The sequence below is a fragment of the Stenotrophomonas sp. 2YAF26 genome (assembly GCF_052114625.1).
Lineage (GTDB): Bacteria > Pseudomonadota > Gammaproteobacteria > Xanthomonadales > Xanthomonadaceae > Stenotrophomonas > Stenotrophomonas indicatrix.
The window spans coordinates 1-14,893 of sequence record NZ_JBFRFC010000005.1; the positions used below are offsets into that span (position 1 = coordinate 1).

The window sequence follows — 14,893 nt, forward strand, 5'->3', positions numbered from 1 at the left end:
AGCTTACAGGGACGTACTTGCAGCGTCCCCCGCAACCGGACCCACCCCGCCATCCCRCAGSAACCCCGCTGTTGCCGTTGCCGTTGCATTTGCGGTTGCTTCGGCGGTTGCTTCGGCTGTTGCCGTGGCCTCTGCGGGTGCCGGGCGCAGCCCGGCTGTGACCCTACCTTCGGACCTGGCCTTCGCCCCGTACCACGAACCGTTCGACTGTCAGCGCTTCCAGCCCCATCGGGCCATAGGCGTGCAGGCGCGTGGTGGAGATGCCGATCTCGCTGCCGAGGCCAAGCTGGCCACCATCGGAAAAACGCGAAGACGCGTTGACCATCACCACCGCCGAGCGCAATGCGCTGACGAAACGCGCGGCACTGGCCACGTCTTCAGTGGCGATCACTTCGGTGTGGTCGGAGGTGTAGGTACGGATGTGCGCGATCGCTGCATCAAGATCGTCGACCACGCGGACCGCCAGTATCAGATCGAGGAATTCGGCGGCATAGTCGTCCTCGCTGGCCGCGGTGCTTCCCGGCAGCAACGGCCGCGCGCGCTCGTCTGCACGCAGCTGCACGCCACCTTCGGCCAGCGCCAGTGCAGCACGCGGCAGGAACGCTGCGGCAATGTCCCGGTGCACCAGCAGGGTCTCCAGTGAATTGCACGCGGAGGGGCGACTGCACTTGCCGTCCACCAGCAGATCGAGCGCTTTGGCTGCATCGGCGCTGGCATCGACGAACAGGTGGCAGACACCCTTGTAGTGCTTGATGACCGGCACGCGCGCGTGCTCGGCGACGAAGCGGATCAGGCCTTCGCCACCGCGCGGGATGGCCAGGTCGATCAATTCGTGCAGTTGCAGCAGTTCCAGCATCGCTTCGCGGCGCAGGTCGGTCAGCACCGTCACAGCGGCAGGGGGCACGCCGTTGGCCTTCAATGCCCCCGCCAACGCCTGGGCGATGGCGGTATTGGAATGGATCGCCTCCGAGCCGCCACGCAGGATCACGCCGTTGCCCGCCTTCAGGCACAGCGCGGCGGCTTCGGCGGTCACGTTCGGGCGTGCTTCGTAGATCATCGCGATCACTCCCAGCGGCACGCGCACCTTCTGCACGCGGATGCCGTTCGGACGCACGTCGTCGCGGGTCACCTGCCCGACCGGGTCCGGAAGGCCGGCCACCTCGCGCACGGCGTCGGCCATCGCCAGCAGGCGCGCCGGGTCCAGTGCCAGACGGTCGAGCATCGCGTTGCCCACGCCTTTGTCGCGGGCGGCGGCCAGGTCGCGTGCATTGCCTGCAAGAATCTGTCCGGCATTGACCTCCAGCGCCTGCGCCATCGCCTGCAGCAGTGCCCTGCGCGCATCGCTGTCCAGGCCGGCAACCACCTGCGCCGCCTCGCGGCAGGCACGGGCCTGCGATTCGATCTCACTCATCGGCATATCCTGCAGTGGGTTCATGGCAGCACCAGATCGTCGCGATGGACGACGGTACCGCCGTAGTTGTAGCCGAGCACGGTCTGGATGTCGCGGGTGTGGCGGCCGGCAATGCGGCGCACGTCATCGGCGGCGTACTGGCTCACACCACGGGCCACGCACACCCGGCCGGCGTCGGTGTTCCAGCATACCTGCACCATGTCACCGCGCCGGAACGCGCCGTCGGCACCGGTGATGCCACCGGGCAACAGCGATGCCCCCTTCTCGCGCATCGCCTGGGCGGCGCCGGCATCGATCAGGATCGCGCCTTCGGCGAGCGGAGCGTGGCGCAGCCAGTGCTTGCGGGCCGCCTCGCGGCTGCGCGCGGCATGGATGCGGGTGCCGTGCAGGCGATCCTGCGCCAGCGCGCGTACCACCTCGCCGCTGCGGCCATTGAATAGATAGGTTTCGATGCCGACACGGCCGGCCTTGGCTGCGGCCTCCAGCTTGGTGCGCATGCCGCCGGTGCCGGCGACCGAACCGGCGCCGCCAGCCATCGCCAGCACGGCGTCATTCAACTCGACTACTTCATGCAGTGGCCGGGCATTGGCATGCGTGCGCGGGTCGGCACTGTAGAGACCGTCGATGTCGGTAGCGATGAACAGTGCATCGGCATCGACCAGCGCCGCCACCGTCGCGGCCAGGTTGTCGTTGTCACCGAGTTTGAGCTCATCCACCGAAACGGTGTCGTTCTCGTTGACCACCGGCAGCGCGCCCAGCCGCAGCAGCTCGTTGAGCGTTGCCCGCGCATTGAGATAGCGGCGGCGGTTGCGCAGATCGTCATGGGTCAGCAGCACCTGCGCCACCGGGCGCTCGAAGAAGCGCTGCCACAGACCGATCAGCTGCGCCTGGCCCAGAGCCGCCAACGCCTGCCGCGCCGCCATCGCGGCACCGGGTTCATCGGCCCGGGGCAGGATCGCGCGGCCGGCAGCGACCGCGCCGGAGGACACGATGACGACCTCGCGCCCGGCCAGCACGTTGGCCGAAACGAACTGGGCCAGGCCCAGCGCGTGGCGCGGCGACAGGCCACCACCGTCGGCGGCCAGCAGGCTGCTGCCGACCTTGAGCACGGCACGCCGCCACGACGGCAGCGCTTGTTCGGGGAACGGCGATGCAACGTGGGCGGCGTGGACAGTCATCAGGGGCGCCTCAGCGGGTATTCCATTCATGGACGCTCAGCGCCGATGCCTGCATCGTCACCAGCGGATCGGTGGCGACGATGGCCTGCGCCTGCGCGAGGCTGTCGAGGTTGCACAGCACATAGGCGCCACCGCTGCCGTCGGCAAAGCCGCCGGTCAGCTGCAGCCGGCCCTCGGCCTGCAACGCATCGAGGAAGTCGCGGTGCGGCTGCACCACGGCGTCGTTGAAGCCCGGCAGGCGCATCGCCAGCACCAGGTAGACGGTGCCGGCCATCAGGACAGCGCCTGCCAGCGCGCGCGCAGTTCATCCAGGCGCAGGTCCGACGCCGAACCCGGCGATACGCGCGCCGCCAGGCTGCCTTCTGGCGTTCGCCCCTGCCCTGCACTGTCGGCACCGGCAGCAGCGGCCTTGTAGGCCTCGCGGAACGGCACGCCCGCTACCGCAGCTTCCACCGCGACATCGGTGGCATACATGCCCGAATCGATCGCTGCACGCAGCTTGTCATCGCGCCATTCCAGGTTGGCCAGCAGCGCCGGCAGCAGTTCAAGCGCGGCCAGGCCGCGCCCGAAACCGTGGAAGATCGCACCCTTGGACGACTGCAGGTCGCGGTGGTAGCCCGACGGCAGCGACAGCAGCTGCTCGATTTCGGTGCGTGCAGCGGCGACGCTGGCATGGGTCGCCCGCATCAGCTCGATCACGTCCGGATTGCGCTTGTTGGGCATGATCGAACTGCCGGTGGTGTACTGCGCCGGCAACGCGACGAAACCGAATTCGGCGCTGGTGAACAGCGACAGGTCCCAGGCAATGCGGCGCAGGTCCAGGGTGGCACCGCCCAGCGCTTCCAGCGCGGCCAGTTCGAACTTTCCACGCGACAGCTGAGCGTAGATCGGCGAAATCTGCATGCGCGCAAAGCCGAGCGCGGCGGTGGTGTGCTCGCGATCCAGCGGCAGGTTTACGCCGTAACCGGCGGCGGTGCCAAGCGGATTGGCATCGACCAGCGCATGGGTATCGCGGGCGCGCACGGCGTTGTCGATGAAGGCTTCGGCCCAACCGGCCCACCACATGCCGGCCGAGGACACCACGGCACGCTGGATGTGGGTGTAACCGGGAATCGGCAGATGCTGCTCGGCCTGCGCACGGTCAAGCGCCACCTTGGCCACCTCGGCGCTGACCTGCGCCACGCGCTGCAGCTTCTCCTTCAACCACAACCGGGTGGCGACCAGGATCTGGTCATTGCGGCTGCGGCCGGTGTGGATCTTGCGGCCGGCATCGCCCAGGCGCTCGGTCAACCGTGCCTCGATCGCCGAATGGCCATCCTCATACTGCGTATCCAGCACGAAGCGGCCTTCGCGGAAGTCCTGCGCCAGCACCTCGAGTTCACGCAGCAACCCGGCCAGTTCGTCGGCGCTGAGGATGCCGATGTGCTGCAGGCCCTGCGCATGCGCTGCGCTGGCAGCAATGTCATGCAGGAAGAACTCGCGATCGAGGATCACATCGTCGCCGGCGAGGAAGGTCTGGATCTGGGCATCGACAGCGACGCCTGGCTTCTGCCAAAGAAGGTCTGCCATGGGGAGCTCCTGTACGGTTTCAGTGCGGGATCGACGTCAGTTCGTCGATGCCCAGCGCAAGATTGAGGTTCTGCATGGCCTGGGTGGCCGCGCCCTTGAGCAGGTTGTCCAGGGTCGCCACCACCACCACCCGCTTGCCGCCCGGGGCGAGCGTGAAGCCGCCGACCTGGGCACCGTGGCGGCCAGCGATGCGGCTTACCCACGGTGCCTCGTCCACGACCTCGATGAGGGCTTCACCGGCGTAGGCTTGCTGGAAGCGCTCGACGATCTGCTCGCGGGTCTGCACGCGGTTCAACCACAGGTTGGCGGTGAGGGTGATGCCACGGAAATGCGGCGCGACGTGCGGCATGAATTCGACCGCCACGCCCAGCTGCACGGACACCTCGCGCTCATGCACGTGGTTGGTCAGCGCGTAGGGCATCAGGTTGTCGGCCAGCAGTTCAACGTTGTTCTTGTCCGACGGCGAGGTGCCCGCACCCGAGTAGCCGGACACGCCGAAGCACTGCGGCGGGCCAGCCAGCAGATCCAGCAGCGGATGGATCGCCAGCTGCATCGCGGTGGCGTAGCAGCCGGGGTTGCTGATGTGCTTCTGCCCGCTGTAACGGCTGCGGGTAAGCTCGGGCAGGCCGTAGTACCAGGTGTTGTCGAAACGGTAGTCGGCCGACAGGTCGACGATCACCGTGTCCGGCTTCGCCGTTTCCAGCGCCGCCACGAACGGTGCGGCCAGGCCGTTGGGCAGGGCCAGGATCACCGCATCCACGCCCTTGGCGGCAACGGCGTCGGCGTCGAGATTCTCGAACTGCAGTTCACCCTGCCATTGCGGGTAGTGGTCGGACACGCGCTGCCCGGCCAGTTCACGCGAGGACACGAAGCCCAGCTGCAGGTTCGGATGCGCTGCCACCAGGCGGATCAGCTCGGCGCCGGTATGGCCGCGGGCGCCGACGATGCCGACGGTGAACGAGGAGGAAGTGCTCATGCGTGCGTGCTCATGCGTGCGAATCGAGGCGGTGCTGCAGGTGGCGTTTCACGCCCTGCCATTCCGCATCGATGATGGAGAAGATGACGGTGTCGCGCGGCGTGCCGTCGGGATGCCGGCGGTGATTGCGCAGCACGCCATCCTGCTTGGCGCCCAGGCGTGCGATCGCGGTGCGCGAGGTGAAGTTGAACCAGCTGGTTTCAAACACCACGCTCAGGCATTCCAGCCGCTCGAAGGCATGGCTGAGCAGCATCAGCTTGGTTTCGGAGTTGACCCCGGTGCGCTGCACCGACTCGCCATACCAGGTGTAGCCGATGCTCAGCCGCGGTACGTCCGGTTGCAGATCGTAGTAACGGGTCGTGCCGACGATCTGGTCGTTGGCATCGAACACCACGAACGGCAACACCTTGCCTTCGGCCTGTGCCTGCAGCGCGGCCTGCACATAGCCGGTCATGGCCTTCGCATCGGGCACCTGGGTGTACCAGAGCCTGGACAGCGCGCCTTCGCCCAACGCGCCGCGCAGGCCGTCGATGTGGCTCATCTGCAGCGGTTCCAGCCGCGCATGCGTGCCGGTCAACGTGGGTACCCGGGTCCAGTCTGCGTGGTTCATCGCGCTCAGCCCTCGAGGCTCGGTGCACGCACCGCGCAGTGGTCGACATAGGTCCTGATCCGGTCGATGCCATCGGCGCCGTACCAGAACACCTTCCAATGACCCTGCTTGTAGCAGCCATCGGACTCGGCGTAGTAGAAGTGGTTGATCGGGTTGCCGTTGCGCGAGCGCCAGAACAGCTGCGGGGTTTCCTCGCGCATCACGTTCCAGACCGCGCGGCCAAGCCCTTCGCCCTGCGCATCATCGAGCACGGCGAACTTGTCCAGGTACACGCCCTCGGTCTCATCGGTGAGGATCACCGCCGTGCGGTAGTTCTCGCTGACGTACGCGCGCAGCAGCGTGGTCCTCTCGAAATAGTCCGGCACCAGGGTGCGGCCGAAACTGGATTCGATCAGGCCCTTCAGGCGCGGCAGGTCCAGCTCGCTCCAGGCAGTTGCACGCAGCACCTTCTCGCCCTTGCGCACCAGCGTTCCCGAGCCCTTGTGGGTGAACAGTTCCTTGGCCAGGTCGGCCGGCCGGGTGATCGACACCGACGATTCCAGCGGCAACCGGTCCAGCAGGGACTTGATCTGTTCGATCTTCACCTTCATGCCACCGTGGATCCACGGTTGTGCGATCAGGTGGTCGTACTCGGTGGACAGGTTGATCGAATCAATCACGCTGCCCTGCTCGTCCAGCAGGCCGCCGGTGCCGGTCAGGAAAATGATCTTGTACGGTTGCAGCTCCTGCACCAGTTCGTTGGCGGCGAAGTCGGCATTGACGTTGAGGATCTGCCCACCGGCGGTCTCGCCCAGGCTGGTGATGACCGGGATCGAGCCGGCACGCAGGCTGGCCTCGATCGGCGCCAGGTTGACCTTCTTCACCTCGCCGACCAGGCCGTAGGTATCCAGGTCCAGGTACTCCGCCTCGAACACGCCGCCGGTGATGGAGGTGGCGCGCGCGCCATTCTGCTGCAGTGCTTCGACCAGGCGCAGGTTGGACTGCTGGAACACCCGGCGCACGATCGCCAGCGCTTCCGGCGAGGTCACCCGCAGGCCGTTGACCGTCTGCTTTTCAATACCGGCTGCCGACAGTTCCGCATCCAGCTGCGGGCCGGCGCCGTGCAGCACGATCGGGGTCAGGCCGACTTCCTGCAGGAACGACAGCGAGGAGGTCAGCGCGTCGAGATCGTCGCGCAGCACCGCGCCGCCGACCTTGACCACGGCGAAGCGCTTGGCGTCCAGCTGCGAAAAGCGCTTGAGGTACTGGCTGATCTCCTTCGCGCTGGCCATGCTCGAGAGCAGGCGCACGATGGTCTGGCGGGTCTGGCGGTGGGGCTGGAGGGCAGGAGACATTTCGGTTTCGTCACAGGCGGCGGTCGCCGCGTTGCAGTTCCGCCGCGCAGAAGCGCAGCGGCGTTGTGGGTCGATCAGGCGCCGGCGGCGATGATCCGGTGTACGGCGTCGGTGTAGCGCTGCAGCTGCTCCAGCGTCACGAACTCATCGGCGGTGTGGGCCTGGGCGATGTCACCCGGGCCGAACACCATCGTGGTGTAGCCACCGGCCGAGAACAGCGACGCCTCGGTCCAGAAGTCCACCGCGTTGCCGATCGGCAGCTCCAGCGCATCGGCCACGTCGCGCGCCAGCAGGCGGCGGTGTTCGGCTTCGGCGATGTCACCGGCCGGCAGGCTGGGGCCGCGGAAGGTCTCGGTGAACAGCGCGGCTTCCGGTTCGGCAAAACCAGCGAAGGTCGCCAGCAGCCCGTCGATGTCCATCGACGGCAGCGGCCGGAAACCAAAACGCACTTCCGCCGCCGGTGCGATCATGTTGGCCTTGATGCCACCTTCCACACGCCCGATGTTGAAGCGCAGGCCGGTCAATCCACCGAAGCGTGCCGAGGCCAGCGATTGGACATGGTCCAGCGCGCGGTTGCCCCAGCGCATCGCCTGGTGCAGCGCGCTGGCGGCTGCATCCTGCTTGCCCGACGCATGGCCGGCACGGCCGGCGAACTGCATCAGCACCGAGCTGATGCCACGATGCGCGAGCACCGCCTCGCTCATGGTCGGTTCGGCCACCAGCACCGCTTCGTACGCAATGCCCCGGGCCAGGAACGCCGCGATGCAGCGCGGATCGTTGGCTTCTTCATCGCTGGAGAACAGGAAGGCCGCGTCGCCATCACTGGCATTGGCGGCCGCCACCAGCGCCGCAGCCGCGCCCTTGATGTCACACACGCCAAGGCCGACCACGCGGTCGTCCAGGCGGCGCATCACGTGCGGGTCGGCACTCCAGTGCGGCGAGTCCGGCACGGTGTCCAGATGCACGTTGAACAGGTACTTCGGCGTGCCGCGCACGGCATACAGGCTGACCGCGCCGGCGCCATGGTCGATCACCTCCACATTGAACCCGGGCAGGTTGTCGCGCAGGTAATCGAAGATGCCACCGGTGGTGATCGCACGCGGCGGGTTGCGGGTGTCGAAGGACACCAGGGCCTGCAGATGCGAGATCGTCTGTTCAAGCATGAATCAAAGATCCTTCAGTACAACGTGTACCGGCTGGAGGAGAGCCCCCTTGATGTTCAAGGGGGCGCGCCAACGGCGCGGGGATTAGGTGGAATGCGCGGGAGACGCACGCGCAAGTCAATCGCTCAGCGATTGACTTGCGCGTATAGCGTCGAGCTCATGCCGAACAGCTTGATGAAGCCCTCGGCTTCTTCCACGCCCCAGTCGGCCGACTGCGCATAGGTGGCGCCCTTGGTGTTGAGAAGGTGCGGCGACTTCACCGCAACGGCGTCGACGCGGCCGCCACGGGTTTCCAGCACCACTTCGCCGTTGACCTTGGCCTGCGAGGACTTCAGGAAGGCTTCGATGTCGGTCTTCAGCGGGTCGTGGTAGAAGCCTTCGTACACCAGCTCCACCCACTTGCGCGCCACGTCCGGCTTGAAGCGGTTCTGCTGCTTGGTCAGCACCGCATCTTCCAGCGCGCGGTGTGCGGCCAGCAGCGAGACCAGGCCCGGTGCCTCGAACACGATGCGGCCCTTCAGGCCGATCACGGTGTCGCCGGTGTACACGCCACGGCCGACGCCGTAGGGGGCGAACAGCTTGTTGAGCTGGGCCAGGATCTGCTCACCCGGCAGTGCCTTGCCATTGAGCTCGACGGCTTCGCCTTCGACGAACTTCAGGGTGACGGTCAGCGCCTGTTCCGGCCACTCGGCGCGCGGTGCGCACCAGCCACGGGCGCCCTCGCCCGGTGCTTCCCAACGATCGATCTCGCCGCCGGACATGGTCAGGCCCAGCAGGTTCTCGTTGATGGTGTAGGCCTGCTGCTTGGCGCGCACGCCGAAGCCACGCTCTTCCAGGTACTTCTGCTCGTAGGCGCGGGTCTGGGTGTGTTCCTTCTGGATCTCGCGGATCGGCGCAATGATCTGGTAGTCACCCAGGGCCTTCACTGCCAGGTCGAAGCGCACCTGGTCGTTGCCCATGCCGGTGCAGCCGTGGGCGATGATGTTGGTGCCCAGTTCGGCAGCGCGCTTGAGCGCGGCATCGACGATCAGGTAACGGTCCGACACCAGCAGCGGGTACTGGCCCTGGTAGCCCTCGCCGGCCCACACGAACGGCTTGACGAAGCCGGACCAGATGGCCGGACCGCCATCGACGGTCTGGTGGCTGGTGACACCCAGCTCGGCGGCACGCTTCTCGATGAAATCGCGCTCTTCGTCATCCACGCCGCCGGTATCGGCGAACACGGTATGCACGTTGTAGCCGCGCTCCTGCAGGTACGGCACGCAGAAGCTGGTATCAAGGCCGCCGGAGAAGGCGAGAACGACGTCTTTGTTGCTCATGGGGGGTATGTCCTGGTAGCGCCGGGCCATGCCCGGCGGATTGTCTGGAATGCTCGAACGACGTACGAAAATCAGCGGCCGGCAACAGCAGCCATGATCGCCTTCTGCACATGCAGGCGATTCTCGGCTTCGTTGATGGCGATGCACTGCGGCGAGTCCATCACGCCGTCGGTTGCCTTCACGTTGYGGCGCAGCGGCAGGCAGTGGCTGAACACGCCGTTGTTGGTCAGGGCCATCTTCCGCTCGTCGACGATGAAGTGCTTGAACTGGTCGCGAATCGGCTTCTCCGGCTCCCAGTTGCCGAAGAACGGCAGCGCGCCCCAGCTCTTGGCGTAGACCACGTCGGCACCGGCATAGGCACTGTCGATGTCATGGCTGATCTTCAGCGAACCGCCGCTCTCGGCCACGTTCTGCTCGGCCCAGCCCATGTAGCGCTCGTCGAGGATGTAGTCAGCGGTCGGGCACAGCAGCGTCACGTCCATGCCCATGCGGGTGGCGATGGTCAGCGCCGAGTTGGCCACCGCGGTGTTCAGCGGCTTCGGGTGATAGGTCCAGGTCAGCACGTACTTCTTGCCGCGCAGGTCCTGGGTACCGAAATGCTCCTGCAGGGCCATCACGTGCGCCAGTTCCTGGCACGGATGGGTGATGGTCTCCATGTTGATCACCGGCACCGGCGAGTATCTGGCGAAACTCTCGAGCACGACGTCCTGGCGGTCGTAGGCCCAGTCGACGAACTTCGGGAACGCGCGCACGGCGATGATGTCGCAGTAGCGGCCGAGCACCTTGGCTACTTCAGCGATGTGCTCTTCGGTATCGCCGTCCATCACCGTGCCGAGGTTGAACTCGATCGGCCATGCATCCTTGCCCGGCTGCAGCACCACTGCGTGGGCACCGAGCTGGAACGCGCCCAGCTCGAAACTGGTGCGGGTGCGCATGGACGGATTGAAGAACACCAGCGCGATCGACTTGCCCTTGAGCTGGTCGCCGAGCTTGTTGCGCTTGAACAGCGCAGCCTGGGTCAGCAGCGCGTCAAGTTCGCTGCGGCTCCAGTCCTGGGTGTTCAGGAAGTGCTTGGGGGACATCATCATTCCTTGCATGAGCGGCGCCGAGGGTCGACGCGGTGGAAGGTGGAAGGGAAAACCGGGAACCAGGGTGGTACGAAAAGGTTGCAGATGAAGCTTTCAGAACGCGGAAACGAAAAAACCCAGCCGGCGGGCTGGGTTTTTTTCGGACGAACAGCAGAAAGCTCCGGATTACCCAGCGAGAATGTGGGGTTCCGGTCGACGGGCACGCGACGTCATGCCAGTGGCCTGGCGGGCGGCGCTGCTGTCGTGCTGGAAGTCGGTGAGCTTCATTGGTCGGCAATCTTTACATGCGGCCGGGGCCGGCGCAAGAGGCCGGCGTCGCAGAATCAGGGGGTGCCGGCGGCAGCCTGCTCCGGGCCCACCCAGGGGGTGATCGAAACCCGGATCTTCAGCCGGTTGCCTGGGTCTTCCGGCAGCCGTGAACGGTACTTGGTGCCCTTGTAGACATAGTCCACGTCATAGGCGATGGGGCGGCGGAACTCGCGTCCGACAGGCACGATACGACAGTCCCGGGTCAGCATCGGGCCCGTGTTGGCCGGCGCTGGGGCGGGGGCTTCCGCCGGCAGTTCCTCCAGCACCTCCTCGTCGCTGCGCTTGAACATCGAGCGAACCGAATCCCAGAGGCGGCCGATGCGGCCCTTGTCCTCCACCGGCTCCTCGCCGGTGACGTTGACCGGCGCCAGGGTACGGGTCGAGACCGGCTCGCAGTGCTCCTCGGTGCGGGTTGCACGCAGGGTCTGGAACACCGGCTCCACGTTGAGCACCTGGGCGTAGTCGAACTTCACGTTCTCCACGATCACCACCCGGTTGCGGGGCTCGGCCTCCTGGGCCTGGACCACGGCGGGCAGCGCCGACAGGCAGGCCAGGGTCAGCAACGCGGTGGTTTTCATTGGCGAAGGGAGCAGGGACACGGCAATAGTGTAGGCAGTGGTGACCGCAAGGGGCTGAACATTACCCGTCCGCGCCGTTCCTGCCCACCCCATCCCGGCCGCCGGTGACGTCCACCGGTGGCAACGGTCCCCCCAAAGGGCCCCGACACGTTCTAAAATCACAGGCTTGTCCCCCAGTCACAGACCCATGACCCTGCGCCTGCACAACAACCTGACTCGCCAGCTCGAACCGTTCACCCCGCTCGATCCGGCCTGTCCGACCCTGTATGTGTGCGGCCCGACGGTCTACAACTACGTGCACATCGGCAACGCCCGTGGGCCTGTGGTGTTCGGGGTGCTGGCCGACCTGCTGCGGCGGCGCTTCGGTGCCCTGCGCTACGCCCGCAACATCACCGACGTGGACGACAAGATCAACACCGCCGCGCGCGAGCAGGGGGTGCCGATCAGCACCATCACCGACCGCTTCGCAGCGGCCTACCGTGAAGACATGGCCGCGCTGGGCGTGGTGCCGCCGGACATCGAGCCGGAAGTGACCGCACACATGGCGCAGATCATCACCATGATCGAGCAGCTGGTCAGCAGCGGGCATGCGTACGCCGCCGAGGGGCACGTGCTGTTCGCCGTCGGCAGTTTCGAGGGCTACGGCAAGCTGTCGCGCCGCGACCCGGAAGAGATGCTGGCCGGTGCCCGTGTCGAGGTCGCTCCCTACAAGCGCGCGCCTGGCGACTTCGTGCTGTGGAAGCCGTCCGGCGACGACCTGCCGGGCTGGGAGTCGCCCTGGGGCCGCGGCCGTCCCGGCTGGCATATCGAATGCTCGGCGATGGCCGCCGCGCACCTTGGCGAGACCATCGACATCCATGCCGGCGGCGTCGACCTGCAGTTCCCGCACCACGAAAACGAGATCGCACAGAGCGAGTGCGCGCACGGCGGCAAGGTGTTCGCGCGCTTCTGGCTGCACAACGGCATGCTCAACTTCGGCGGCGCCAAGATGAGCAAGTCGATCGGCAACATCGAGCGCGTCCACGACCTGGTGCGCAGGCATGCCCCCGAGGCGCTGCGCCTGGCGTTGCTGTCGGCCCACTACCGGCAGCCGCTGGACTGGTCCGACGCGCTGATCGAACAGTCCGGCCGCACCCTCGACCGCCTGTATGGCACCCTGCGCGAGCTGGCCGATGTGGCCGCCGCCGCGGTGATCCCGGCAGAGATCGAAGCGGCATTGGATGACGATCTCAATACGCCGCAGGCGTTGGCCGAAGTGGCCCGTATTGCCGGTGAAGCGCGCCGCGCCACCGATCCTGCCGAACGCGCACGCTTGAAGAGTGAACTGCTCGGCGCCGGCCTCGCCCTGGGCCTGCTGCAGGCCGATCCGGCGCAGTGGTTCGGCAACGCCGCTGGCGACAGCGACGACGACGCGCGCATCCAGGGCTTGATCGACGAACGTGCGGCGGCCAAGCAGGCGCGCGACTTCGCCCGTTCCGACGCCATCCGCGACCAGCTGGCCGCCGAAGGCATCGTGCTGGAAGACACCCCGCAGGGCGTGCGCTGGTCGCGCAAGCGCGGCTGACCTGCCCTGCCCCGTGGCCGGTCCGCCGGCCACGCTCCCTACTGTAGAGACTGTTGTGATCGACTCCCCGTTCCCGCTTGAACCCACCGCCGCCGAGGCACAGACGGCCATCGCCGAGGAATTCGGTTTCTTCGGCGACTGGTCCGAGCGCTACCAGTACCTGATCGACCTCGGCCGCAAGCTGCCCGCCTTCCCGGACGCGTGGAAGACCGAAGAGCACCGCCTGCTCGGTTGCCAGTCAATGGTCTGGATCGTGCCGGAAGGCAACGCGCAGTCGCTGCGCTTCCACGCCATCAGCGATTCGGCCATCGTTTCCGGCCTGATCTTCCTGGCGCTGCGCGTGTACTCCGGGCGCAGCGCGCAGGAGATCCTGACCACCGAACCCAGCTACATCCAGGATATCGGCCTGGCCCGCCACCTGTCGCCGACCCGCAGCAACGGCGTGGCGGCAATGCTGGCGTTCATCCGTGAGACCGCGCAGGCTCAGCTGCAGCGCGATCCGTCGTGAGCGAGCCCGCCACGGCCGAAGACACCGCGCTGGGCCTGCTGTCCCGGCCCGGTTTCGCCAGGCTGCTGGCGTATCGCATCTTCGCGATGCTGTCCTACCAGGTGGTCGCGGTCACCGTCGGTTGGCACATCTACGAAGTCACCCGCAATCCGTTCTCGCTGGGCCTGATCGGCCTGGCCGAGGTGCTGCCGTTCTTCTGCGTGGCCCCGTTTGCCGGTTACCTGGTGGATCATCTGCCGCGCCGCAAGTTGGGCATGGTCGCCTGTTCCGGCCTGGTCGCCACCGCGCTGGTGCTGACCAGCGTAGCCAAGGGCTGGCTGCCGGTTGAAGGCGTGTGGCCGATCTATGCAGCCATCGCCCTGACCGGCATGGTCCGCGCCTTCCTGTCGCCGATCTACAACGCCCTGTTCGCCCGCGTGTTGCCACGTGAACATTTCGCCCGTGGCGCCGGCCTCGGCGCCGTGGTGTTCCAGACCGGCATGATCGCCGGCCCGGCACTGGGTGGCGTGCTGGTCGGCTTCGGTGGCAAGGGCCTGTCCTATGCGGTGGCCACGGCCTTCGCGCTGGTGGCGATGGGCTGCCTGGCCACGCTGAAGGTGGAAGAGCCGGTGCATGCCGGTCCAGCCGCCCCGATCTTCAAGAGCATTGCCGAAGGCGCGCGCTTCGTGGTCGGCAACCGGATCATGGTCGGCGCCATGGCGCTGGACATGTTCTCGGTACTGCTGGGCGGTGTGGTGGCGATGCTACCGGCGTTCCTGCACGAGATCCTGCATCACGGCCCGGAGGGCCTGGGCATCCTGCGCGCGGCCCCGGCACTGGGTTCAGTGTGCGTGGGCCTGTGGCTGGCGCGCCACCCCCTGCACCGCAATGCCGGTCGGGTGCTGCTGTTCGCGGTCGCCGGCTTCGGCTTGTGCGTGATCGGCTTCGGCCTGTCCCAGCACTTCTGGCTGTCGGCGTTGATCCTGCTGTTCTACGGCGCCTTCGACGGCGTGTCGGTGGTGATCCGCTCCACCATCCTGCAGTTGGCCACGCCGGAAGAGATGCGCGGCCGGGTATCGTCGATCAATGGCATCTTCATCAGTTCGTCCAACGAACTGGGCGCGTTCTATGCCGGCACGATGGCCAGGGTGCTGGGGCTGGTGCCGGCGGTGGTGCTGGGCGGGTTCGCGGTGCTGAGCGTGGCCGGGGTCACCGCATGGAAGAACCCGACGCTGCGCAAATTGAATCTGCGCGATCTGCAGTGATCCCGCGGAGAGCGGGTTCGGCGGCGCCGGGCATTTGATTGC

Annotated in this window: 14 protein-coding genes; 3 read left to right on the forward strand and 11 right to left on the reverse strand. The window is 66.8% G+C overall.

Going from position 1 to position 14,893, the window contains the following annotated elements:
- Nucleotides 1–163: 163 nt before the first annotated feature.
- From AB4Y98_RS06845 to AB4Y98_RS06895, 11 genes are all read right to left on the reverse strand, one after another.
- Nucleotides 164–1,435, reverse strand: a complete 1,272-nt coding sequence (locus AB4Y98_RS06845; protein ID WP_312788001.1) for a glutamate-5-semialdehyde dehydrogenase — start codon at nt 1,433–1,435, stop codon at nt 164–166.
- Complete coding sequence (gene proB / locus AB4Y98_RS06850; RefSeq protein ID WP_442244044.1) at nt 1,432–2,589, reverse strand: glutamate 5-kinase; 1,158 nt, start codon at nt 2,587–2,589, stop codon at nt 1,432–1,434. Before proB ends, AB4Y98_RS06845 begins: the two co-directional genes overlap by 4 nt.
- A gap of 10 nt (nt 2,590–2,599) precedes the next feature.
- Nucleotides 2,600–2,863, reverse strand: a complete 264-nt coding sequence (locus AB4Y98_RS06855) for a YciI family protein (protein WP_033831568.1) — start codon at nt 2,861–2,863, stop codon at nt 2,600–2,602.
- Nucleotides 2,863–4,158, reverse strand: a complete 1,296-nt coding sequence (gene argH, locus AB4Y98_RS06860; RefSeq protein WP_033831569.1) for an argininosuccinate lyase — start codon at nt 4,156–4,158, stop codon at nt 2,863–2,865. The genes AB4Y98_RS06855 and argH overlap by 1 nt, the downstream gene beginning before the upstream one ends.
- Before the next feature lie 19 nt (nt 4,159–4,177).
- Nucleotides 4,178–5,134, reverse strand: a complete 957-nt coding sequence (gene argC, locus AB4Y98_RS06865; protein WP_025876432.1) for an N-acetyl-gamma-glutamyl-phosphate reductase — start codon at nt 5,132–5,134, stop codon at nt 4,178–4,180.
- A gap of 10 nt (nt 5,135–5,144) precedes the next feature.
- A complete protein-coding gene (locus AB4Y98_RS06870; RefSeq protein ID WP_025876429.1) occupies nt 5,145–5,744 on the reverse strand; it encodes a GNAT family N-acetyltransferase in 600 nt (199 codons plus the stop codon).
- Nucleotides 5,745–5,749: 5 nt separating this feature from the next.
- Nucleotides 5,750–7,078, reverse strand: a complete 1,329-nt coding sequence (locus AB4Y98_RS06875) for an acetylglutamate kinase (protein ID WP_223495771.1) — start codon at nt 7,076–7,078, stop codon at nt 5,750–5,752.
- A 74-nt stretch (nt 7,079–7,152) separates the two neighbouring features.
- Entirely contained in the window at nt 7,153–8,241 is a 1,089-nt protein-coding gene (locus AB4Y98_RS06880; RefSeq protein WP_442244045.1) for an acetylornithine deacetylase, read from the reverse strand.
- A gap of 125 nt (nt 8,242–8,366) precedes the next feature.
- Entirely contained in the window at nt 8,367–9,560 is a 1,194-nt protein-coding gene (locus AB4Y98_RS06885; protein ID WP_093820483.1) for an argininosuccinate synthase, read from the reverse strand.
- 71 nt (nt 9,561–9,631) lie between these two features.
- The gene (locus AB4Y98_RS06890; protein WP_442244046.1) at nt 9,632–10,642 is read right to left on the reverse strand and encodes an N-acetylornithine carbamoyltransferase; all 1,011 of its coding nucleotides are present in this window, start codon (nt 10,640–10,642) and stop codon (nt 9,632–9,634) included.
- A 329-nt stretch (nt 10,643–10,971) separates the two neighbouring features.
- Nucleotides 10,972–11,535, reverse strand: a complete 564-nt coding sequence (locus AB4Y98_RS06895) for a hypothetical protein (RefSeq protein ID WP_223497282.1) — start codon at nt 11,533–11,535, stop codon at nt 10,972–10,974.
- Between the two features lie 187 nt (nt 11,536–11,722).
- Between AB4Y98_RS06895 and cysS the strand changes: the two genes are divergently transcribed.
- Genes cysS through AB4Y98_RS06910 form a run of 3 tightly spaced genes read left to right on the forward strand, consistent with a single transcriptional unit; the run spans nt 11,723 to nt 14,851 of the window.
- Nucleotides 11,723–13,099, forward strand: coding sequence for a cysteine--tRNA ligase (gene cysS, locus AB4Y98_RS06900; RefSeq protein ID WP_312786247.1), 1,377 nt, complete (start codon nt 11,723–11,725; stop codon nt 13,097–13,099).
- A 55-nt stretch (nt 13,100–13,154) separates the two neighbouring features.
- Nucleotides 13,155–13,607, forward strand: coding sequence for a SufE family protein (locus AB4Y98_RS06905; RefSeq protein WP_442244047.1), 453 nt, complete (start codon nt 13,155–13,157; stop codon nt 13,605–13,607).
- Complete coding sequence (locus tag AB4Y98_RS06910) at nt 13,604–14,851, forward strand: MFS transporter (RefSeq protein ID WP_336030027.1); 1,248 nt, start codon at nt 13,604–13,606, stop codon at nt 14,849–14,851. The genes AB4Y98_RS06905 and AB4Y98_RS06910 overlap by 4 nt, the downstream gene beginning before the upstream one ends.
- Nucleotides 14,852–14,893 lie beyond the last annotated feature (42 nt).